Below are 21,390 nucleotides of genomic sequence, written 5' to 3' on the forward strand. Positions count from 1 at the left end.
GACACCGAGACGCGGGCGAGCGCCGGTGGGAGGATGAACGCCACAGGAAGGGAACCGCCATGACCGATCCTCTCCCCTCCGGACCCGTGCTCGTCGGCGTCGTCGACGGCCAGCGGCCCGAGGTCGTCCGCACCGCCGCGCGCTTCGCCGCTGGGCTCGGCGCGCCGCTCCTGCTGCTCTCGGTCGAGCCCGACCCCTACCTCGTCGGGGAGTACGTCGATCCGATGACCGGCGGCATCCCGATCGGCCTGGTCCCGCGCGACGGGGGCGGGCCGGCGGCGAGTCCGTCGCTCCGCGCCCAGATCGAGGCGGCGCTCGCCGACCTCGACGTGCCGTGGACGCTGCGGGTCGCCGAGGGGGAGCCCGCGCTGGCCCTCAGCGCGGTGGCGGAGGAGACCGATGCGCGGATGATCGTGGTCGGCACGCGCGACTCCGGGGTCCTCGCGAGCATCGCGGAGTTCCTCAGCGGGAGCGTCGCCGTGCACCTGGCGCACCGTCAGCACCGCCCGGTCATGGTCGTCCCGCTGCGCGACTCGTCGCGGCGGGCGCCCTGGGACCTCGCGGAGTGACGCCGCTCCACCTGCGCCCGCGCGCGATCCTCCTGGTCGCGGCCGGCGGCACGGTCGGGACGGCCGCCCGGTACGGCGTCTCCCTCCTCCTGCCGCCGCTCGGCGATCTGCCCGTCGCCACGATCGCGGTGAACCTCACCGGAGCCCTCCTGCTCGGCCTGCTGCTCGAGTCGCTCGCGCGGCGCGGGCCCGACGACGGCGGGCGGCGGACGCTGCGCCTCCTGCTCGGGACGGGCGTGCTCGGCGGCTACACCACCTACAGCACCTTCTCGCTCGACACCGTGGCGCTGCTCGAGGCGGGGCGCTTCGCCGAGTCGGTCCTCTACACCGCGGTGACGCTCGTGATCGGAACGGCTGCGGCCGCGCTGGGCATCGCGATCGCGGCGCGACGCAGGAGAGTGGCCGGATGATCGGGCTCGCGCTGTTCCTCGGCGTCGCGCTGGCCGGGGGAGTCGGCGCGGCGGCCCGCCTCGTCGTCGACGGAGTCGCGCGCTCGCTGATCCCCGTGCGCTGGCCGGTGGGGACGGCGATCATCAACGTCGCCGGGTCGCTCCTTCTCGGAGTCGTCACCGGCCTCGCGCTCTCGGGTGCGGTCGGCGCCGAGTGGCGCGCCGTGCTCGGCACGGGCCTCCTGGGCGGCTTCACGACCTTCAGCACGGCGAGCGTCGACGCCGCGCGGATGCTGCTCGAGGGCCGCTGGGCGGCGGGGCTCGGCTACGGCCTCGGGATGTGGGCGGCCGCGCTCCTGGCCGCCGTCCTCGGGCTCGCGATGACGGGGGCTCTCGCGCCGCTGTGAGACCTCGGTGTCTCAGTGGCCACGCCGTTATCCGACAATGGGCGAAGATGTGCTTGTGACATCTATGGGGGGCGTTAGAGATCTGAGGGTGGCCGTCATCGACGACCAGCCGCTGTACCGGCAGATGCTGGCGTCGCTGCTGCGATCAGTGCCGGGGGTGCTGAGCGTCGTCGAGGCGTCCTCAGTGGCCGAGGCGCGCGAGCGGGTGCGGGCGGCCGACCTCGACGTCGCGGTGATCGACATCGAGCTCGGCGACGGCGACGGGATCGAGCTCGGCCGAGAGCTGCGCGCCTCCTCGCCCGAGCTCGCCGTCGTGCTGCTCTCGGCGGTCGACGCGATGCACCGCTTCCTGCGGCTCGACCGCTCGGAGGCTCGCGGCTGGAGCTACCTCTCGAAGACCTCGTCGCTCTCGGTCGCGGCGCTGCTCACGGCGATCCGGGCGACGGCCGACGGGCGGACCGTCCTCGATCCCGCGCTGGTCGCCGCCCGGACCGCGCGCAGGAACTCGCCCGTCGCCTCCCTCAGCCGCCGGCAGTACGAGGTGCTGACCGGCCTCGCGTCGGGCCTCACCAACGCGGCGATCGCCGAGCGGCTCGGCATCGCCGTCCGCTCCGTCGACAACCACGTGAACGCCCTCTACGCGGCGCTCGGCGTGCGCTCCGACGGCTCCCGCAACCCGAGGATCGAGGCGACCCTGCAGTTCCTCGAGCACACCGGATGACCCGGGGCGTCCTGCGTCCGGCTCTCAGCGACGCGGCGGAGGACAACCGGATCGTGCGCGGCACCGTCGCGCTGCTCGGCGGCGTGCTCTCGGTCCTCGCCGCGCTGCAGGCGGTGTTCGCGCTCGGGATGCTCTCGCAGGCCCTGCGCGGAGTGGAGGGCGGACCCCTCGTCGATGTCGTCGTGCGCGTGGTCGTGAACGCCGCCGCCTTCGGTCTGGCGATCGCGCTGCTCGCGCTGGTGCGCCCCGAGCGGTTCCCGCGGCGGGGCCGGGTGCTGTGGACGGCGCTGATCGCGACGAGCGCCTCCCTGGTGCGATGCGCCCTGCAGGTGCTCACCGGCGTGTACCCGGCGACGGCGATCCACGTCCTGCTCATCGAGCTGGCCGTCGGCATCGTGGTCCTCGGCATGATCACGGCGTTCGGGTTCCTCCTGGTGCGCGCCGCGCGCCGCGTCCGCGACAAGGAGCGCGAGCGCGCCCGGGTCGTGCTGCAGGCGGTCGAGGCCGTCCAGGCGCTCCAGCAGGAGGAGCTGCGCGTGCGTCGCGAGATCGCCCAGCGCCTGCACGGCACCCTCCAGAACATGCTCGTGGTGCTCGTCGCCGAGCTGCGCGCCGCCGCGGTCGTCAACGACCGAGAGCGACTCGACGCGGTGGCCGCGCGCCTCGACCACCTCCGCGAGTCCGAGGTGCGCGCGGCGGGCAACGCGCTGTACCCCGTCGACATCGAGCACGGACTCGTGCCCGCCGTCCGCGACCTCTTCGCGCGCCTCCCCCTCGAGATCGCCGTCGAGCTCGACGTCGACGAGCGCTACTCCGCTCTGGAGGCGCGCAGCATCACCGTCGACCAGCGGGTCCTGCTCGTGCGCCTGATCGAGGAGGCGCTCACCAACGCCTTGAAGCACGGCGGCGCCCGAGCCGTCCGGCTGCGCCTCGCGGTGGAGGCGGCGCCTGCGGAGACCGCTCCTCCCTCTGTCGTGCTGGGTCTCGACGACGACGGCCGCGGCGTCGAGGCCGGCGCCCGCTGGTCGGGCCTCGAGCGCCTGTCGCGGCAGTTCGCGGTCTACGGAGGCTCGCTCGAGCTGCTCCCGTCGCCCGCGCTGGGCGGCGCCCGGCTCGCCGCGCGGCTGCCGCTGCGGTCGTAGCGCGGGCGCTCCCGCGGTGCGCCGGAAACCCGACCTCCGGCTCGCGGAATCACGTTCAACTCGTGGAATCACGTTCGGCTCGTCAGAACACGTTCGGCTCGTCAGAACGGGCGAGTATCGCGAGCCAGAAGTTGTTTCGCGAGCCGGAGATCGGCTGCCGCTGCGGTCATATCGCTCGGCGCGCCGGAAACCCGACCTCCGGCTCGCGAAATCGCGCTCGGCTCGTCAGAACAGGCGAATCCTGCGAGCCGGACAATGTTTCGCGAGCCGGAGGTGTGCCCAGGCGTGGCGGAGGCTGACATGGAGGTCGTCGGTCCTCCACAGGTTCTGTCCGGGCTCGAGTTGTCCGCTTCGGGGTGCGTGGTCGGGTGGGTGTCGGTGGTCCCTGATTCAATATCTGTATGGCAGATGTGGGGCAGGTGGGTTCGGCGGAGGCGTCGCTCGAGAGGGTCCTCGAGGCGGGCGATGACGCGGGCCGGTTGGCGCGTGCTGCGTCGCCGTGGCTGCTGGCGTCGGTGGTGCGCATCTACGAGGGCTATCGGATGGCGCTGACTCTCCCTCTGGCGTTTGCGCGGGGCGGTCTGTCGGGGAGCGAGTCGAATCATCTGGTGGAGCGCTCGATCCGGGCGGAGCTCGCGCTCGCGTCCGGGGTGTCGGAGCGTGATGTGGCCCGGGATCTGGAGCGCGGGTTCCTGCTGGTCGAGGACCTGCCCCTGACCCGCGCTGCCCTCGGTGAGGCGCGGATCCTGTGGCAGGCGGGTGTGGTGATCTGCGATGTCGCGGGGAGTCTGCCGCCGCAGGCGCGTGGTGCGTTCGATGAGGAGGCGGCGCAGCTCGCCGTCTCGAAGACCCCGACCCAGTTGCGGCGCGCTCTGGCGCGATTGCGGGAGCGGCTGCATGACGAGCCCCTCGCCCAGCGGCACGTGCGCGCCCGGGAGGGCCGCGGGGTGTGGGTGACGCCGGAGGTCGACGGGATGGCGACGCTCAGCGCCTGCCTTCCGGCTGCGGCCGCGATCGGCGTGTACAACCGTCTCGACCGGATCGCGCGAACTCTCCGTGACGGGCCGGAGGGTGAAGGGACGGGGGATCAGCGGACGCTCGCGCAGCTGCGCGCCGACGCGCTCACCGATCTGCTCTGCGACGGAGACATCACCGGGACCACACCGATCGCGGACGCGGCTGACGCGTCGTCGACGTTCGTGCCCGGGATCCGCGCGGAGGTGCGGCTGACGCTCCCCGCGACCACGGCGGCCGGTCTGGACGACGCGCCTGCTGATCTCGACGGCTACGGCCCGATCCCCGCTGATGCCGCACGTGAACTCGTCGGAGTCGCCGCCTCCTTCACCCGCGTCCTCACCGACCCGGACACCGGAATCGTGGTCTCCGTCGGCCGCACGCGCCGTGTTCCGCCGCCGCGGATGCGTCTGGCGTTGCAGTTGCGGGATCAGACCTGCCGCTTCCCGGGTTGCACCCGGCCGGCGTCCACGGCCGAGGCGGACCACACCATCGAGTGGCGCAACGGAGGCGCGACGTCCCTCGAGAACCTCGCGTCGCTGTGCACCGCCCACCACCACGTCCGCCACGGGGACCGCTGGACGTACGTCCTGCATCCCGACGGGACCGCGGAGTGGACCACCCCCACCGGCCAGCGCGTCACCTCCCACCCACCCGCCCTCCCGGGGCGACCGCTCGCGCCACCGCCGCCCCCGCGCTTCGACGACGCACCACCGCCCTTCTGATGCGTCCGCCCGAACCGTCGGAGCGGTGCGCAGCGGGATCCGACGACTACACGCCCCGAGCGGCTGATCGAGCGACCTCGCTCTCGCTGACGTGTCGCCGTGCCCCCGCATCCCGCCCGGTCCCGCCTCCTCTGCGCCCGTGCTTCGTCGTCGCACCAGCCGCCCCCGATTCAGCTGCGCCCCTCTGCTCCGATCGCAGCGGTGCGGTCCTGGAGGCCACCGACCGCCCACCCTCGGGCGCTCGACCGAGCCACCCTTCTCGCCGATGTGACGCCGCACCCCCGACCCGACCATCAGCCTCCGCCTCCGCCTCCGCGATTCTGCGACAGGCCACCCGCCTCACCGCACCTCCTCCACCCCGCGCACGCACTCCCCTTCATGACCATCAAACGGGGGATACCCCGTGGTGCCACCCCGACCCGCGGATCTGCGAGAGTGGGCGCGTCCCCCGAGCGCGGGGGCGACGGGGGGCCGCGTGAGCGACGAGACTTCTGCCGCCGCCGTCTCCGGAGTCGCCTCGCCCGAGCGCGCAGCCTCCCTGGGCTCCATCCGGGCGCTCCGTCTCGGAGTCGGCGCAGCCGGCATCCTCCTGGCCGTCGTCCTGCTCGTTCCCAACGCGCCGGCCCTGCCGGGGCGCTGGCTCCCGTTCCTCGTGCTGCTCGTCGCGATGTGGTTCACGGCGTCGTTCCGCCTCGAGCTCGCCTCCGGCATCGGCACGGTCACCTTCGGCGTCGGCGTCGCCGTGCTCGGATTCCTCGCGCAGGACGTCCCCGCGGCCGAGGCGCTGCTCCTCTGGCTCCTGGCCCTCGTGATCCTCCAAGTGCTCTCGCGGCGCCCGTGGCTGGCGATCGTCTACTGGACGGGCCTCGCGTCGCTCTCGGGCGGCGCCTTCCTCCTCGTGCTCTCGCTGTTCCCGACGACAGGCTGGTGGCCCGTGCTCGCGGCGGTACCGGCGGTCCTCGCCTACGGCGTGCTGTCGATCGGGCTCGAGTACCTCCAGGCGTGGCTCTCGCTCGCCGAGGTCCCGGACGTGCCGCGCCCCGCTCTGCGCCTCGACCGCGTCGTGCTCGTGCTGGTCCTCAACGCCGGTCTGGTGGCGCTCGCCTACGGTGCGCACCTCTCCTCGGGCGTCCAGCGCATCGAGATCGGCGACGGTCTCGAGATCCGCTCGGCCAACGCCCTCGTGGTCGTCGCGCTCGTCATCGCCGTCGTGAGTCAGAACCTGCGGCGCACCCGCGTCGAGCGCAAGCTCAACGGCCTGATCGAGGCCTCCCTCGCGCTGCCCTGGGGCGACCAGGCGGCGATCCTCGAGACGCTCGAGCGGGCCGCGCGCACGGCGATCCCCTCGGCCAGCACCCGCGTCGCCGAGGAGCCGGGCCGCCGCTTCGAGCTCTCGGCGCCGGTGACCGCGCCGGGCACAGGGGTGCGGCACATCGTCCTGACGCGCCGCCCCGACTCCGACGGCTTCTCGCTGCTCGAGCACCGGACCCTGCTCGCCCTCGCGCACATCGCGACGCAGGCGCTCTACGACCGGCGCACCACGCGCACCCTGCGCGACCAGGCGACGACCGACACGCTGACCGGACTCACTAATCTGCGCGGGCTCTACGAGGAGTTCGCCGCGATCACCGACCCCGGCCAGCGCGCCATGCTCTTCATGGACCTCGACGACTTCAAGGCGGTCAACGACACGCACGGCCACTCGACGGGCAACGTCGTCCTCGAGGAGGTCGGCCGCCGGATCCGCGAGAGCGTGCGCAGCGACGACGTGGTCGCGCGCATCGGCGGGGACGAGTTCGCCGTGCTCCTCGACTCGGTCACCGCGGGAGCCGTCGCGCTGCGCATCGCCCGCGCCGTCGAGCGCCCGATCATGGTCGGCGGCGCGACCCTCCACCCCCGCATCAGCATCGGCGCCCCGGTCGCTGTCGACGGCGGCACTTTCGACCGGGTGATGCAGGAGGCGGACGCACGGATGTACGAATCGAAGAAGGATCGCAAGGGTGCGCTCCCCGAGGGGGGCGACCTCCTCGCCGAGATCCACTCCGCCGTGCTCGACGGGACCGTCCGGGTCGCGTTCCAGCCGGTGATCGACGTCGCCGAGCGGCGCATCATCGGCTTCGAGGCCCTGGCCCGGCACACGCGGCCCGACGGGACGCCGCTGAGTCCGCTCACGCTGGTCGACATCGCCCGCTCGCTCGGGCTGCTCGACCGGCTCACGATGCAGATCGTCGACCAGGCGGTGTCGTGCATGGCCGAGTTCCGCGAGATCGACGCGAGCGTCGCGTTCCTCAGCGTGAACATCGAGGCCGAGCAGCTGATGCACGACGAGGTCGTCGACCTGATCCTGTCGCACCGCACGGCGGAGCAGGGCATCCAGCTCTGCCTCGAGCTCACGGAGGGATCGATCGGCCACGTCGACGAGGCCGTCATCGAGCGGGTGCGGATGCTCACCACCGACGGCATCGCGATCGCGCTCGACGACTACGGGCAGGAGCACGCGGCGGCGGCGGCCCTGCTGACCGTGCCCCTCAGCATCGTCAAGATCGACCGGGTCTTCCTCTCGGACGAGGAGAATCCGCGGCACGCCACGATCCTCCGCTCGATCATCAACCTCGTCTCGGACCTCGACATGCACACGATCGTCGAGGGCGTCGAGACGCCGTCGGCGCACGCGCTGCTGACGAGCCTCCGGGCCGAGCGCGCGCAGGGCTACTTCTACGGGCGCCCGCTGTTCCCCGACCTCGTCAAGGAGCGCCTGCGCGCGACGGGCACGGCGGCCCTGCCCGACCAGCCCTCGGCCTGAGCGGCCGCGCTCAGCGGCTCCCCGGGGCGCTGCCGGCGGTCGGGGCGGTGGCGGTGTCGACGGGTGCCGTCAGTGAGACGGAGTAGCCCGCGTCGACGTCTCCGCTGATCGCGGCGAGCTGCAGCGCGCCGCCGTCGTCACCGAAGACGTTGTCGGAGTCGAGGGTCACCTGCTGGAGGTTCCCGGCCGAGCCGCTGTACGCGTCGAGCGCGTAGACCGCGGCGCACGCCTCCTCCGGCAGCGCGACCTGAGAGGTCGCGATCGCGTTCGAGGCGTCGGTGATCGCGTCGATCCCGGGGTAGACCTCGAAGTGGATGTGCGGCCAGCGCCCCGAGTAGCAGGCGGGGAACATCGAGGTGAAGGTCACCCTGCCGTTCGCGTCGGCGACCTGCACTCCACGGAGGTAGGTCTCGTCCTCGATGCCGCTGGAGTACATCGAGTAGTTCCCGCCCGCGTCGCAGTGCCAGACGTACACGGCGACCCCCGCGAACGGCACGCCGCCGTTCGCCAGATCGAGGACGGTCAGGCTGAGCGTCATCGGGACGCCGTCGGCCGTCGCCCCGCCGTCGATGCTCGAGCGGATGTCGCTGCGGACGACCCCCGAGTCCTCGAGCACGTCGGCACCGTTCGAGCCGTCGCCCGGGTAGGGGCCGGCGGTCTCGTCGGGGATCTCGGCTCCGGAGGCGGTCGCAGCGGCCGATGCGGTGGCGGTGGCGGAGGCGGTAGCGGTCGCCGACGCGCTCGTGCCGCCCGCCGTCGAGCACGCGGCGAGTCCGACCGAGGCGGTGCCGACTCCGATCAGCGAGAGCACGCGGCGCCGGCTGACGAGGGTGCCGATGTCGAAGAGCAGGCCCTGGTCGACGACCTCCTCGTCGGGGCGGTCGAGGCGGCGGCCCTCGTAGGCGAGTCCGTCGGGGGTGCGCTGGGGCTCGGGAATGCGGGTCATCGGGGTGCTCCTCGGGGGTCGTGGTGTCCGTCGGGAGCCATGCTGACCGGCGAGGCTATGCGGTTCCGATGAGCCGTCCATGAGCACCAGGCGCGTCGCGGTCGGACCCGGTGGGTATCGTGGCGCCTGTCCGCGGGCGACGTCCGCGGTCGATCGAGGGAGACCACCGTGACCCAGGGACGCCTCCGCGTCGTCGCCGCCACCCCCATCAGCGACGAGCTGATCGCGCGCGTGGTCGAGCTCGAGCCGCGGATCGACTTCGTCGCCGACCAGAGCCTCCTCCCCCCGATGCGCCACCCCGGAGACCACCAGGGGGACCCCGGCTTCGAGCGCACCGCCGAGCAGCAGGCGGCGTTCGAGGCGCTGATCGACTCGGCCGAGGTGCTCTACGGAGTCCCCGACGAGACCCCGTCCGCCCTCGCCCGCGCCGTCGCCGCCAACTCCGGGCTGCGCTGGGTGCAGACGATGCCCGCGGGCGGCGGCGGCCAGGTGAAGGCGGCGGGGCTCGACTCCGAGCAGCTCGAGCGGGTCGCGTTCTCGACGTCGGCCGGCGTGCACGCCACGCCGCTCGCCGAGTTCTCGGTCTTCGGCCTCCTCGCCGGAGCCAAGACGCTGCCCCGGCTGCAGTCGCTCCAGAGCGACCGCGTCTGGGGATCGCGCTGGACGATGGGGCTGCTCTCGCAGCAGACGATCCTCGTCGTCGGCCTCGGCAGCATCGGCCGCGAGACCGCCCGCCTCCTCGCGCAGTTCGGCGCCCGCGTGATCGGCACGAGCCGCCACGAGACCTCCCTCGAGCACGTCGACGAGATCGTCCAGCCCTCTGCGATCGCCGAGGTGGCGGGGCGCGTCGACGGAGTCGTGGTGACGCTGCCCGGGACCAGCGCGACCGAGAAGCTGGTCGGCTCCGACTTCTTCGCGGCGCTGAAGCCCGGGGCGACGCTCGTCAGCGTCGGCCGCGGCACGGTGATCGACGAGGAGGCGATGATCGCCGCCCTCGAGGACGGCCGCGTCGGCTTCGCCGCGCTCGATGTCGTGGCCGAGGAGCCGCTCTCCTCCGACAGCCCGCTCTGGGCGCACCCGAACGTGCTGATCAGCCCGCACACCGCTGCCCTCAACGCCGCGGAGGACCGCCTGATCGCCGAGCTCTTCGCCGGCAACGCGACGCGGTTCCTCGACGGCGAGCCGCTGATCAACCGCGTCGACACGGTCGAGTTCTACTGAGCGAGGGGTCGAATCCACCCCGAAGGCCCTGTTTCTGCGGTAAGAGGGCCACGGACGCCCTACCGTGGGACCATGGCGACCACCGATACACCTTCTTCCGCCCCCGAGAGCGACACCGCTCCGGTGGCGGCAACCACTCCCGAGGCCGATTCCGCCCCCTCGCAGACCTTCTCCGACCTCGGCCTGAGCGACCCCGTGCTCAAGGCGCTCAAGGAGGTCGGCTACGAGATCCCCTCGGCGATCCAGGCCGCGACGATCCCCTCCCTGCTCTCCGGCCGCGACGTCCTCGGCGTCGCGCAGACCGGAACCGGCAAGACGGCCGCGTTCGCGCTGCCGATCCTGTCGCGCCTCGACCTCTCGCAGAAGACCCCGCAGGCCCTCGTCCTCGCGCCCACGCGCGAGCTCGCGCTGCAGGTCTGCGAGGCGTTCGAGCGCTACGCGTCGGGCCTGCGCGGCGTCCACGTGCTCCCCGTCTACGGCGGCCAGGGCTACGGCACGCAGCTCTCCGCGCTCCGCCGCGGCGTCCACGTCGTCGTCGGCACGCCCGGCCGCATCATGGACCACCTCGAGAAGGGCACGCTCGACCTCTCGCAGCTCAAGTTCCTGGTGCTCGACGAGGCCGACGAGATGCTGAAGATGGGCTTCGCGGAGGACGTCGAGACGATCCTCGCCGACACTCCGATCGAGAAGCAGATCGCGCTGTTCTCGGCGACGATGCCCGCTCAGATCCGCCGCATCTCGGGCAAGTACCTCAAGGAGCCCGAGGAGATCACGGTCAAGAACAAGACCACGACCTCCGTCAACACCACGCAGCGCTACCTGATGGTGTCGTACCCGCAGAAGGTCGACGCCCTCACGCGCATCCTCGAGGTCGAGAACTTCGAGGGCATGATCGTGTTCGTCCGCACCAAGAGCGAGACGGAGTCGCTGGCCGAGAAGCTGCGCGCCCGCGGCTACACCGCCGCCGCGATCAGCGGAGACGTGCAGCAGGCCCAGCGCGAGCGCACCGTCGAGCAGCTGAAGTCGGGCAAGCTCGACATCCTCGTCGCGACCGACGTGGCCGCCCGCGGTCTCGACGTCGAGCGGATCAGCCACGTCGTCAACTACGACATCCCGATCGACACCGAGTCGTACGTGCACCGCATCGGCCGCACGGGCCGTGCCGGGCGCAGCGGCGCGGCGATCAGCTTCGTCACGCCGCGCGAGCGCCGACTCCTCGTCGCGATCGAGAAGGCCACCCGCCAGCCGCTCACCGAGATGCGGATGCCGAGCGTCGAGGACGTCAACGTCACCCGTCTCTCGCGCTTCGACGACGCGATCACGGAGGCGCTCGCCGACCGCGAGCGGCTCGACCGGTTCCGCGAGATCATCGGCCACTACGTCGAGCACCACGACGTGGTCGAGTCGGACGTCGCCGCCGCGCTGGCGATCGTGGCGCAGGGCGAGGAACCCCTGCTGCTCTCGCCCGACGACCCGCGCTTCGCCCGTCGCGAGCGCGACGATCGCAGCGACAGCCGCCCGGACCGCGGCGACGACCGGGGCGAGCGCCCCGAGCGCCGTCAGCGCTCGTCGAACAGCAACCTCGCGTCGTACCGCATCGAGGTCGGCCGCCGCCAGCGCGTCGAGCCCCGCCAGATCGTGGGCGCGCTCGCGAACGAGGGCGGCCTCAACCGCGGCGACTTCGGGCACATCGACATCCGCCCGGACTTCTCGATCGTCGAGCTGCCCGCGAACCTCCCGCAGGACGTGCTCGACCGCCTCGCCGACACCCGGATCAGCGGTCAGCTCATCGAGCTGAAGCCCGACCGTCGCCCGAGCCGCGCCGGTGCCGACCGCGGCGGCCGCCCCTCGGGCCCGTCGCGCTCCACCGACCGCCCGGAGCGCAAGCCGCGCTACTGACGCCCACCCGCGCCGAGAGGCCACCCGAGTCGCGTACTCGGGTGGCCTCTCGCGTTCCTCTGCCATGTCCGCTGGTCGATCAGGCGGCGTATCGAGCGGCGAAGCAGCGTCGCGTCTCAGTGGTGACGGAGAAGGGGCGCCCGCACGCAGCATGCCCAGCGCAACATCAGCGGAGAGGGGAGGGGCTCGCCCGACAGCGGAGGCACCCTCTTCTCAGCTGATGTAGTGCTGCCAGCCTGCTGGTCGAGTAGCCCCGCAGGGGCGTATCGAGACCCTTGTCCGCCAGCAGATCAGGGATCTGACCTGGCCTTTTGACCTTGGTCGATCTCGATACGCCCGCTCCGCGGGCTACTCGATCAGCAGGCTGCGACCCTACTTGCTGGCAGCGCGCGTGCTCAGGAGGTGAATTCTCGTAGGAGGGCCCCGGCTCAGCGGCGCAGCACGCGGCGGGCCAGCACGTTGCCGAGCAGCTGCACGACCTGCACGATCACGATGATGACGAGCACGGCGGCCCACGTCACCACGGGCTCGAACTGGCGGTAGCCGTACTGGATCGCGAACGTGCCCAGCCCGCCGGCGCCGATGTACCCGGCGACGGCCGACATGTCGACGATCGCGACGAAGACGAACGTGTAGCCGAGGATCAGCGGCCCGAGCGCCTCGGGCAGCAGCACCGTGCGCACGATCCGGAGTCGGCTCGCGCCGACCGAGCGTGCGGCCTCGATCACGCCGGGCCCGACGGTGAGCAGGTTCTGCTCGACGATCCGTCCGATGCCGAAGGCCGCGGCGAGCGACAGCGTGAACACGATCGCGTCGGTGCCGATGCCCGAGCCGACGACGAGGCGCGCGAGGGGCTGCGCCGCCGCGATGAAGATGATGAACGGGATCGGCCGGAAGACGTTCACGATCACGTTCAGCAGCCCGTGCACGAAGCGGTTCGCGAAGAGCGCACCGCCGCGGGTGAGCGCGAGGCCGAGCCCGATCAGCAGGCCGCCGAGCCCGCCGAACAGGAGACTCAGCGCGACGATGTAGAGCGTCTGACCGGTCGCCTCGCCGAGCTTGGGCAGCAGGGGGATCAGCGCGTCCATCGGGGCACCTCCGTGACGGTGATGCGGCCGCCGAGGCGGGCCAGCAGGGGCTCGACGGTGTCGTCGGGGGCGTCGAGCGCGACCGTGAGGTGGCCGAAGGCGCGACCGCGGACGTCCGTGATGCCTCCGTAGACCAGCTCGAGCGGCACGCCGGCGCGCGCGATCTCGGCGAAGACGTCGCCCTGCGAGGCGGAGTCGTCCGAGAACGACAGCGTGACCAGCCGGCCGCGGTGCCGCTCGCGCAGCACCGCGGCCTCGGCAGCGGACGGGATCGAGCGGACCACGGTGGAGACGAACCGCTGGGTGACGGGCTGCTGCGGGTCCGAGAAGACGTCGAAGACGGGGCCGCGCTCGATGATGCGGCCCGCCTCCATCACGGCGACCTTCGTCGCGAGCTGCTGCACCACGTCCATCTCGTGCGTGATGACGACGATGGTGACGCCGAGCTCCTCGTTGATGCGTCTGAGCAGCGCCAACACCTCGCCCGTCGTGTCGGGGTCGAGGGCGCTGGTCGCCTCATCGGCGAGGAGGATGCGCGGCGACGCCGCGAGGGCGCGCGCGATGCCGACGCGCTGCTTCTGGCCGCCCGAGAGCTGCTCCGGGTGGCTGCGCGCCTTCTCCGTGAGACCGACGAACGCCAGCATCTCGTCGACCCGGGCGCGCAGCTCGGCCCGCGGCGTGCCGGCGACCTGCAGCGGGTAGGCGACGTTCTGCCAGACGGTCTTGGAGCCGAAGAGGTTGAACTGCTGGAAGATCATGCCGATCCCCAGGCGCAGGCGCCGCAGCTCGCGCTCGGGGAGGCCCACGATCTCGCGACCGTCGATCTCGATGCTGCCGCTCGTCGCGGGCTCCAGGGCGTTGACGAGGCGCGCGAGCGTGCTCTTGCCGGCGCCCGAGTAGCCGATGACGCCGTAGACGTCGCCCGCCTCGATGTCGAGACTGACGCCGTCCACGGCGACGGCGCTCGCGCCCCCGCGGGACGTCGGCGGGTAGGTCTTGCTCACGTCGGTGAGCCTGATGAGGGCCACGGCGCTCAGCCGGCCTGGGCGGCGGTGTCCTTCTCGACGGTCTCGAGAGTCGACTGCAGCTCGTCGGCCGGAGTCGTCACGAAGATCGCGGTGCCGCCTGACTGCTCGGAGACTCCGTCGAGCACCGCCTGCGTCGTCTGGTAGATGTCGACGAGCTTCTCGTACGTCTCGTTGTCCGCATCCTCGGAGCGCGCCGCGAAGACGTTGACGTAGGGGATCGCGTTCGGGTCGCTCGGGTCGTCCTCGGCGATCGCGTCGGAGGCGGCGAGTCCGGCGCCCTCGAGGTAGTCGTTGTTGACGATCGCGGCGGCCACGTCGGGCAGCGAGGTGGCCGTCAGCGCGGCGTCGAGCGCCGTGACCTCGACCTTCGACTCGGCGGTGTCGACGTCGTCGATGCTCGAGAGGATGCTTCCGCCGTCCTTCAGCTCGACCAGCCCGGCCGACTGGAGCACGAGGAGTCCGCGCGCCTGGTTGCTCTCGTCGTCGGGCACGGCGACGGTGGCGCCCTCGGGGATGTCGTCGACGCTGTCGTACTGCGTCGAGTAGAGGCCGAGCGGGTAGATCGCCGTCGCGCCGATCGGCACGAGGTCGGCGTCGGCCGAGGTGTTGTACTGCGACAGGTAGACCAGGTGCTGGAACTGGTTCAGGTCGATCTCGCCCTCGCTCAGCGCCGGGTTGGGCTGGTTGTAGTCGGTGAAGTCGACGATCTCGACGTCGATGCCGGCGTCTTCCGCAGCCTTCTCGTAGGTGGCCCAGTAGGGGTCGCTCGCGCCGACGACGCCGATGCGGACGGTGTCGTCGGCGCCGGACGCGGCGGACGAGCAGCCGGCGAGGAGGAGAGCCGAAGCGGTGATCGCGGTGGTCGCGAGGAGGGTGCTGCGCAGGGACATGCTGTGGTGGATCCTTCCGTGGAGAGGATCCGTGCGTCACCCGGGCGGTCATCGGTCACCGCCGGCGCTGCGACCGGCCTCCGGTCGCACGTCGCCGCGACTGCGCGGATCCCGGAGGCCAACCTACGCAGGCGCGCGACGGCGCACGAAACATGCCCGTAACACGGCGACTCGGAGGGTCAGCCGGCGAGCGACTCCGCCGCGGCCTCGTGGCGCGCGAGACGCGTCGCGATCGCGTCGCGCTCGGCGCGGAGCGAGGCGATGGTCGGCGGATCCAGGCGCGGGTCGGCGATGTCGGCGAGCGGACTGGCCGTGCCGGTGCGGGCGGAGACGAGGGCGGAGTAGGCCTTCGCCGCGCTGCGCAGGTCGGCGGCGGCCCGCTCGACCTTCCGCTGGCTCGCCTCCTTGTCGGTGACGAGAGCGGCGTGCTCGTCGAGTGCCGCTATCAGTGCGCGGTGGGCGGCGTCAATCTTCTTGCTCATAGGCGCATTATGACGCAGGCCCGCCTCAGCAGGCGAGTGCCCGAACAGGGGGACCACCACCGGGTGGCGGTGATCCCCGTTCGGTGACCGCTAGGCGCGGCGGCGGCGGGTGACCAGCAGAGCCAGGCCGCCCAGGATGCCGATGGCGGCCAGGGCGAGCGGGCCGCTCGGCGAGACGCCGGTCGCGGCGAGCGCCGGTCCGTTGCCCCCGACCGTGGCGGCTCCTCCGCGTGCCGCTGCCGCCTCGGCGGCGGAGCAGTCGGCGGTCTCGGCGATCTGGTCGTCCTCGGTCAGCGAGTAGTCGTACGAGGTGCTGGCCGTGCGACCGCTCGACTCGCCGAGCGCGACGACGCAGTAGACCTCGGCGCGCGGGTCGGCGAGCGGGTAGGCGCCGATCGCGATCGTGCTCCAGCCGACCGCGTCGGCGGCGTAGCGGAGGCGGGTGCCGCCGTCGGCGAGGCGCTGGCGCACTCCGTCGACCGAGTAGACGCTGACGGCGACGGACTCGCTCGCGCCGAAGCCCCAGACGGCGCCTCCGCTGGTGGGCTGGCCGTCGGCGGGAGCCGCCTCGGGGTAGGCGCCGACCGGCCAGATGCGCATGCCGGGGTCGGTGCGGACCTGGACGAGCGACGAGGTCACCGTCCGACCGCTGGACGAGCCGACGGCGGTCACCGTGAAGGTGCCGAACTGGTCGGCCATCGTGCTCTCGTCCAGGCGCACGGAGGTCTCTCCGTAGAGCGGCTGGGGGTTCGCGGCGGGCGGTGACGAGACCGAGCCGTCGGGAGCCGTGAGGGTGATCGCGACCGCCTCGTCGCGGTCGAAGCCCTGGAGGACGGCGACGACTCCGAAGACCCGGAAGCCGGCGACGCCGACCTCTGCGCCGGCGGGGATCTCGGAGGCGTCCTCGGCCACGAGGAACGCCGCCGACGCGTCGGGCTGGGCGATGGCCAGCGGGACCGCGTTCGAGACGATCGGACCGCCCGCGGCGTCGATGCCGTCGGCGACGACGGTGATCTGCTCGCCGGACCGGGGGAGGTGCGGGTCGATGTTCGTGCCGGCCGACGGGCCGTCGAGGAACAGCGGCAGCCAGTCGGTGAGCGTCGCCTCGCCGGTGGCGGACGCGACGACGGTGGTCCGGGCCTCCGCGGCCGGGCCGTCCATCATCGTGAAGACGACGACGGTGCCGGGAGCGAACCCGGTGGCGACGGCGTCGATGCCGCCGCCCCACCCCTCGGGGTTCCGGGCGGTGAGGGTTCCCGCGACGAAGGCGGTGCGCGGCAGGGACAGGACCGGGGCCGCGGCGGCGGGCGCAGCGGCGGGCGCCGGCTCGGGAGTCGCGGTGGGGGTCGCGGTCGGAGCCGGTGTGTCGGTCGGAGTCGCGGTCGGCGTCGGCGTCGGCGTCGCGGTCTCGGTCGGCGTCGGCGTCACGGTCTCGGTCGGCGTCGCGGTCGGTGCGGGTGTGGCGGTGGCGGTGGCGGTCGGCTCCGCGACGGTGGCCGCGGTGAGCTCGGTCGCGGTCGCGGCTGACGGGAACGCGAGCGCTCCCAGCAGTGCGGCGGTGGTGATGACGGTGGCGCTGCGGCGCCGTCGCGCTGTACGCACGAGTCCTACTCTCTCCGGGGCGCTGCATGCGCGCCCGGCTTCCCCCTGGATCGGGGACGATGCGCCCCCCAGTGCTGATCCTGGCGGAAGCCGGGCACGCCGCGGCGGCGGCAGTGCAACGAATTCATCTCGGAAGCTCCACAACTGTCGAGAAGGCACTCGGAGAGGGGGTCGCCGCCGCCGATCGCGGCATGCTGGAGGGATGACGACCACCGACGCACCCCGATCCTCCGAGCGCCGAGCGCGCAGCCAGCACGTCCTCACGGTGCTCGAGACCGAGCGGCTCACCGAGCACCTCGTGCGCGTGCACCTCGGCGGCGACGGCTTCGACGCCTTCGTGGCCGAGGCCGACCCGGCGCGCCTCGCCGCGACCGACCGCTACGTGAAGCTCCTCCTCCCCCAGCCGGGCACGGGACTCGAGCCGCCGTTCGACCTCGACGCCCTGCGCGGCAGCGTCCCGCCAGAGGAGCTGCCGGTGCGCCGCACCTACACGGTGCGCTCGATCGGCGAGCGGAGCATCGCCGTCGACTTCGTCGTGCACGGGGACGAGGGGGTCGCCGGGCCGTGGGCCGCGGCCGCCCGGCCCGGCGACCGTCTCGCGATGTCGGCTCCCGGAGGCGCGTGGGCGCCGCGCACGGACCCGGCGGTCGCGCACCTCCTCCTCGGCGACGACTCGGCACTGCCGGCGATCGCCTCGGCCCTGGAGGCGATGCCCGCCGCGGCCCGCGGGCTCGCGCTGATCGAGGTCGGCGGGGCGGCGGACGAGGTACCGCTTCCGTCGGCGGCGGGCATCGAGATCCGCTGGCTGCATCGCGGGGGCCTCGACGCGGGTCGTGCGCTTGTGGCGGCGGTGCGTGCGGAGGCTCGTCCCGAGGGGCCCGTCGAGGTCTTCGCGCACGGGGAGCGGACGGCGATGAAGGAGCTGCGGGCGATCCTCCAGGACGACTGGGGGATCGAGCGCTCGGCGCTCTCGCTGTCGGCCTACTGGGCTCGGGGACGCGCGGAGGACCGCTTCCAGGCCGAGAAGCGCGAGCCGGTCGGGGCGATCTTCGCGGACTGACACGACGCAGGCCCGTCACCCCTCGGGGCGGCGGGCCTGCGTCGTACCGGATCAGACGCGCTTGATCGAGATCGTCGCGCTGGTCCCGGTGTTGCCGGCCGCGTCGACGGCCTTGGCGGTCACCGGGTAGGTGCCCGCGGCGAAGCCCGAGGTGTTCATCGTGAACAGCCAGCTGCCGTCGGCCGCGGGGCCCGCCTCACCGAGCTTCGTCGTGCCGACCCAGTAGCTGACTCCGGTGACGCCGACGTTGTCCGAGGCGCGGGTCACGAAGGTGACGGTGCCCGAGACGGAGGCGCCGGAGACCGGCGAGACGATCGCGACGGTCGGCCGGGTCGTGTCGGCCGGGGCCGGAGTGGCCGTCGGGGTCGGGGTCGCGGTGGGGGTCGGAGTCGCGGTGGGGGTGGCGGTCGGAGTCGCGGTGGGCGTAGCCGTGGGGGTGGCGGTCGGCGTCGGCGCGGGCGTCGCGGTCGGCGTCGCCGTGGGTGTCACCGTGGGCGTCGGGGTCGGTGCGGTCACTCCGCCGAACTGGTCGGCGCCCGCGGTGCGGCTGCCCATGGTCTGGCCGTCGATGTCGGTCCGGGCGCCGGTGGTCGAGCCCCATCCGGCGATCTGCGTCTGCGCCGCGTTCAGCACGTGCAGATCACCGGTCGCCGCGGAGACGAGGGCCGGCGCGCCCTGCACGTTGCCCTGCTGGTTGAGCAGCGAGGGGGTCTTGCAGAGCTTGACGTTCCAGTTCTCGACGATCGTGTTCGTCATCGGGCTGGTGCACGAGGAGAGGTAGCTGACGATGTTGCGGTCGAAGACGGTGTTCTTCGCCCCGCCGACGCGCAGCGCCCCGCTCTCGAACGTGTTGTTGCGGATGTAGATGCCGTCGGCCGACGCCTCGCGGAAGTCGGCGGACGAGCCTCCGCGGCAGTCGTCCGTGATCACGATGCAGCCCGACACGAAGTTCGACTCGACCGTGATGTCGCTCATCCCGTCGCCGCCGCCCGGCGAGAAGATGATGCCCGCGTTGTAGCAGTTGCTCAGGCTGTTGCCGCGGAGCGTGACGTCGTTGCTCTCGAAGACCTGGATGCAGTCGGCGTGCAGGCCGTTGTCGAGGTTCTGGTCGAAGTTCCGCACGACGTTGCCCTCGATCAGCCCGTTGTCCGTGCCGCCGACCTGGATGCCGTCGATCGACGAGCCGTTCTCGAAGAGGGAGTCGCGGACCACGACGTTCGCGCTGCGCACGAAGATCCCGGAGCCGTCGATGTGCATCCGGTTGACCGTGATGCCCGAACCGTAGGTGTAGAAGGTGCTCTTCGAGAAGATGTCGTTCCAGACCGTGTTGGGCGTATAGACCTTCGTCGAGCCGAGCACGGGCGAGGCGCCCGGGGCCGGCTGCACGGTGACCGGTGCGGCGACGGTGGCCCTGCCGCCCTTGAGGTCGACCTTGGGGTAGGTGCCCGAGGTGAGGAGCACGGTGTCACCGGCGGCCGCGCTCTGCACGGCGGTGGCGAGGGAGCACGGGGCGGCCGAGCTGCAGAGCGTTCCGGTGCCGGTCGGGGAGGCGTAGCGGTTCGCGGCCGCGAAGCTGGGGGCCGCCGTGAAGAAGGCGGCGATCACCACCAGCAGGGCGGCGAGAGTCGCGCTGAGCGTTCGAGTCATGGGCGTGGGTCCAATCGGGGAAGGTGTGAGCGGGGACTCAGGAGTGGGAGAGGGGGATCTGGGGGCGGCGGTGCCGGGCCTTCGGGTGACGGTTCCGTACACTGGGCGCGCATGCCCCGCGGCGGCGACCGGCCGCAGCGGACAACGACGAGGACGGCTCCGACACGGGGCCGAGGACGGTGTCGCAGTGAGCGGAACGGTTTCGCGTGTTCGGACGATGCTCGGAGGGCTGCGCAAGCGCACGGCCCCGATGCTGAAGAGCCCGGCGGTGCTCTCGCTCGGTGCACGAGCGGTGTTCGTCGACGCGCCCCGGCTGCGCGGCGCGCGGAAGTCCGGAGCCTCGACGGGACGCGCGATCCTCATCGCGCCCCCCGGAGCCGGCAACATCGGCGACGCGGCGCTCGTCGGCGCGTTCCTCGAGAACGTCGCCGGTCCGATCACGGTCATCACGCGCTACCCGGGCGACATCCGCATCCCGGCCGACCAGGCCGACCGCGTCGAGATCGTCTCGCTGGGCACCCTGCTCTACGGCGGGCTGCCGAGCTTCGTCCGCGACCTGCGCCGCTTCCGTGCGATGCTCCCCGGTGCCGCCTCGGTGTCGATCGTCGGCGCCGACATCATGGACGGCGCCTACAACTTCCGCGCCTCGACAAGCCGCGCCGTGGTCGCCCGAAGCGCCGCCTCGGCCGGAGTGGACACCCGCGTCCTCGGCTTCAGCTGGAACGGGAAGGCGCACCCCGCGGCCCTCTCTCAGCTGCGCGAGGCCGATCGCGCCGGCGCGACGCTGTTCCTCCGCGACCCGCTCTCGGTCGAGCGCGCCCGCCGCGACGGACTCGACGCGCAGGCGTCCGCCGACATCGTCTTCTCGGCCCGCTCGATCGACTCTCAGCGCGCGCAGACCGAGCTCGACGCCCTCGACACCGCCGGCGGCGTCGCGATCGTGAACGTCTCCGGTCTGATCGACACAGACCAGACCGGCGCCTACGTCGAGATCATCGGCGGGCTGCGCGAGCGCGGCTTCGCGATCGTCCTGCTGCCGCACGTGATCAAGAACGGACCCGACGACCTCGCGGCCTGCCGCAAGGTCTACGCCGCGCTGCCCGACACCGCGCAGGTCGCCTTCGTCGAGGACGTCCTGACCCCGGCCGAGGTCCGCGGCTTCACCGAGCGCGCGACCGTGACCGTCACCGGCCGGATGCACCTCGCGATCATGTCGCTGATGAAGGGCGTCCCCGCGATCACCCTCGCCACGCAGGGCAAGGTCGAGGGCCTGATGGCGATGTTCGAGCTGCCCTACCTCTGCGTCGAGCCCGGCGCCGGGCTCGCGGGCCGCGTCGGCGACGCGCTCGAGCGGGTGCTGTCGGACCGCGAGGCCGTCTCGGCCGCGATCCGCGCGAAGCTGCCCGCCGTGCAGGAGCTCAGCGCCGCCAACTTCCGCGGCCTGCCGCGCGCCTGAGCGCCGGCGGGGCTTCGCGGCGGTCAGCGGCACGGGGCGTCCTTCGGGGGCGTCGGGGTCTGGGGCGCAACCCTCACGCGACCGCGCCTCCGCGAGGAGCCGGGTCGCCTGGGCGACGGCCGGAGAGGACCCCGGCGTTCTCCGAGCGACACTATGGGCGGACCTCGAACACGCGTTCGTGATGAGGGTTCCTCCGCCCGGGTGCGCCCCATGCCGGGGCGAGGAGCGGGTACGCCGCGCCGTGCACCCGCCCGAACGCGACTCGGGCGCCTCGAACGCACCTCTGAGGTGCGTCAGCGGG

18 protein-coding genes are annotated in these 21,390 nt (G+C 72.6%); 11 read left to right on the forward strand and 7 right to left on the reverse strand.

Annotated features, from left to right (window positions below; all coding sequences use genetic code 11):
* Positions 1-59 precede the first annotated feature (59 nt).
* From GRS92_RS09325 to GRS92_RS09355, 7 genes are all read left to right on the forward strand, one after another.
* The gene (locus tag GRS92_RS09325) at positions 60-569 is read left to right on the forward strand and encodes a universal stress protein (RefSeq protein ID WP_159855504.1); all 510 of its coding nucleotides are present in this window, start codon (positions 60-62) and stop codon (positions 567-569) included.
* Positions 566-979: a fluoride efflux transporter CrcB gene (crcB, locus tag GRS92_RS09330; RefSeq protein WP_159855506.1), complete on the forward strand. Its 414-nt coding sequence runs from the start codon at positions 566-568 to the stop codon at positions 977-979. The genes GRS92_RS09325 and crcB overlap by 4 nt, the downstream gene beginning before the upstream one ends.
* Entirely contained in the window at positions 976-1,365 is a 390-nt protein-coding gene (locus GRS92_RS09335; protein ID WP_204162372.1) for a fluoride efflux transporter FluC, read from the forward strand. Before crcB ends, GRS92_RS09335 begins: the two co-directional genes overlap by 4 nt.
* 88 nt (positions 1,366-1,453) lie before the next feature.
* Entirely contained in the window at positions 1,454-2,086 is a 633-nt protein-coding gene (locus GRS92_RS09340; protein ID WP_235021902.1) for a response regulator, read from the forward strand.
* Complete coding sequence (locus GRS92_RS09345) at positions 2,083-3,228, forward strand: sensor histidine kinase (RefSeq protein WP_159855510.1); 1,146 nt, start codon at positions 2,083-2,085, stop codon at positions 3,226-3,228. The genes GRS92_RS09340 and GRS92_RS09345 overlap by 4 nt, the downstream gene beginning before the upstream one ends.
* A gap of 401 nt (positions 3,229-3,629) precedes the next feature.
* Positions 3,630-4,967 (forward strand): HNH endonuclease signature motif containing protein, encoded by a 1,338-nt coding sequence (locus tag GRS92_RS09350; protein ID WP_159855512.1) that lies wholly within the window; start codon positions 3,630-3,632, stop codon positions 4,965-4,967.
* A 475-nt stretch (positions 4,968-5,442) separates the two neighbouring features.
* Entirely contained in the window at positions 5,443-7,770 is a 2,328-nt protein-coding gene (locus GRS92_RS09355; RefSeq protein WP_159855514.1) for a putative bifunctional diguanylate cyclase/phosphodiesterase, read from the forward strand.
* 10 nt (positions 7,771-7,780) lie between these two features.
* On the opposite strand, the gene GRS92_RS09360 is transcribed toward GRS92_RS09355, so the two are convergent.
* Complete coding sequence (locus GRS92_RS09360; protein WP_159855516.1) at positions 7,781-8,716, reverse strand: intradiol ring-cleavage dioxygenase; 936 nt, start codon at positions 8,714-8,716, stop codon at positions 7,781-7,783.
* Between the two features lie 168 nt (positions 8,717-8,884).
* Between GRS92_RS09360 and GRS92_RS09365 the strand changes: the two genes are divergently transcribed.
* Complete coding sequence (locus GRS92_RS09365) at positions 8,885-9,937, forward strand: D-2-hydroxyacid dehydrogenase (RefSeq protein WP_204162373.1); 1,053 nt, start codon at positions 8,885-8,887, stop codon at positions 9,935-9,937.
* 72 nt (positions 9,938-10,009) lie between these two features.
* On the forward strand, positions 10,010-11,836 hold the full coding sequence (locus tag GRS92_RS09370; RefSeq protein ID WP_159855518.1) for a DEAD/DEAH box helicase: 1,827 nt from the start codon (positions 10,010-10,012) through the stop codon (positions 11,834-11,836).
* A gap of 428 nt (positions 11,837-12,264) precedes the next feature.
* Here GRS92_RS09370 and GRS92_RS09375 read toward each other — a convergent pair whose 3' ends face one another.
* The 5 genes from GRS92_RS09375 to GRS92_RS09395 all read right to left on the reverse strand — a co-directional run bounded on the left by GRS92_RS09375 (position 12,265) and on the right by GRS92_RS09395 (position 16,926).
* Positions 12,265-12,924 (reverse strand): methionine ABC transporter permease, encoded by a 660-nt coding sequence (locus tag GRS92_RS09375; RefSeq protein ID WP_159855520.1) that lies wholly within the window; start codon positions 12,922-12,924, stop codon positions 12,265-12,267.
* Positions 12,912-13,952, reverse strand: a complete 1,041-nt coding sequence (locus tag GRS92_RS09380) for a methionine ABC transporter ATP-binding protein (RefSeq protein WP_159855522.1) — start codon at positions 13,950-13,952, stop codon at positions 12,912-12,914. Before GRS92_RS09380 ends, GRS92_RS09375 begins: the two co-directional genes overlap by 13 nt.
* Before the next feature lie 5 nt (positions 13,953-13,957).
* Complete coding sequence (locus GRS92_RS09385) at positions 13,958-14,842, reverse strand: MetQ/NlpA family ABC transporter substrate-binding protein (protein ID WP_159855524.1); 885 nt, start codon at positions 14,840-14,842, stop codon at positions 13,958-13,960.
* A gap of 179 nt (positions 14,843-15,021) precedes the next feature.
* The gene (locus GRS92_RS09390) at positions 15,022-15,324 is read right to left on the reverse strand and encodes a hypothetical protein (protein ID WP_159855526.1); all 303 of its coding nucleotides are present in this window, start codon (positions 15,322-15,324) and stop codon (positions 15,022-15,024) included.
* A 90-nt stretch (positions 15,325-15,414) separates the two neighbouring features.
* Positions 15,415-16,926 carry an LPXTG cell wall anchor domain-containing protein gene (locus GRS92_RS09395; RefSeq protein WP_159855528.1) on the reverse strand — a complete coding sequence of 504 codons (1,512 nt, stop codon included), beginning with the start codon at positions 16,924-16,926 and terminating at the stop codon, positions 15,415-15,417.
* A 202-nt stretch (positions 16,927-17,128) separates the two neighbouring features.
* Here GRS92_RS09395 and GRS92_RS09400 point away from each other — a divergent pair, with 202 nt between their 5' ends.
* On the forward strand, positions 17,129-17,986 hold the full coding sequence (locus GRS92_RS09400; protein ID WP_159855530.1) for a siderophore-interacting protein: 858 nt from the start codon (positions 17,129-17,131) through the stop codon (positions 17,984-17,986).
* A gap of 51 nt (positions 17,987-18,037) precedes the next feature.
* Here GRS92_RS09400 and GRS92_RS09405 read toward each other — a convergent pair whose 3' ends face one another.
* On the reverse strand, positions 18,038-19,633 hold the full coding sequence (locus GRS92_RS09405) for an Ig-like domain-containing protein (protein WP_159855532.1): 1,596 nt from the start codon (positions 19,631-19,633) through the stop codon (positions 18,038-18,040).
* 187 nt (positions 19,634-19,820) lie between these two features.
* Here GRS92_RS09405 and GRS92_RS09410 point away from each other — a divergent pair, with 187 nt between their 5' ends.
* Positions 19,821-21,089 (forward strand): polysaccharide pyruvyl transferase family protein, encoded by a 1,269-nt coding sequence (locus tag GRS92_RS09410; protein ID WP_159855534.1) that lies wholly within the window; start codon positions 19,821-19,823, stop codon positions 21,087-21,089.
* The last annotated feature ends 301 nt before the right edge of the window (positions 21,090-21,390 follow it).

Source organism: Rathayibacter sp. VKM Ac-2754, assembly GCF_009807095.1.
In the GTDB taxonomy this organism is placed as follows: Bacteria; Actinomycetota; Actinomycetes; order Actinomycetales; family Microbacteriaceae; genus Rathayibacter.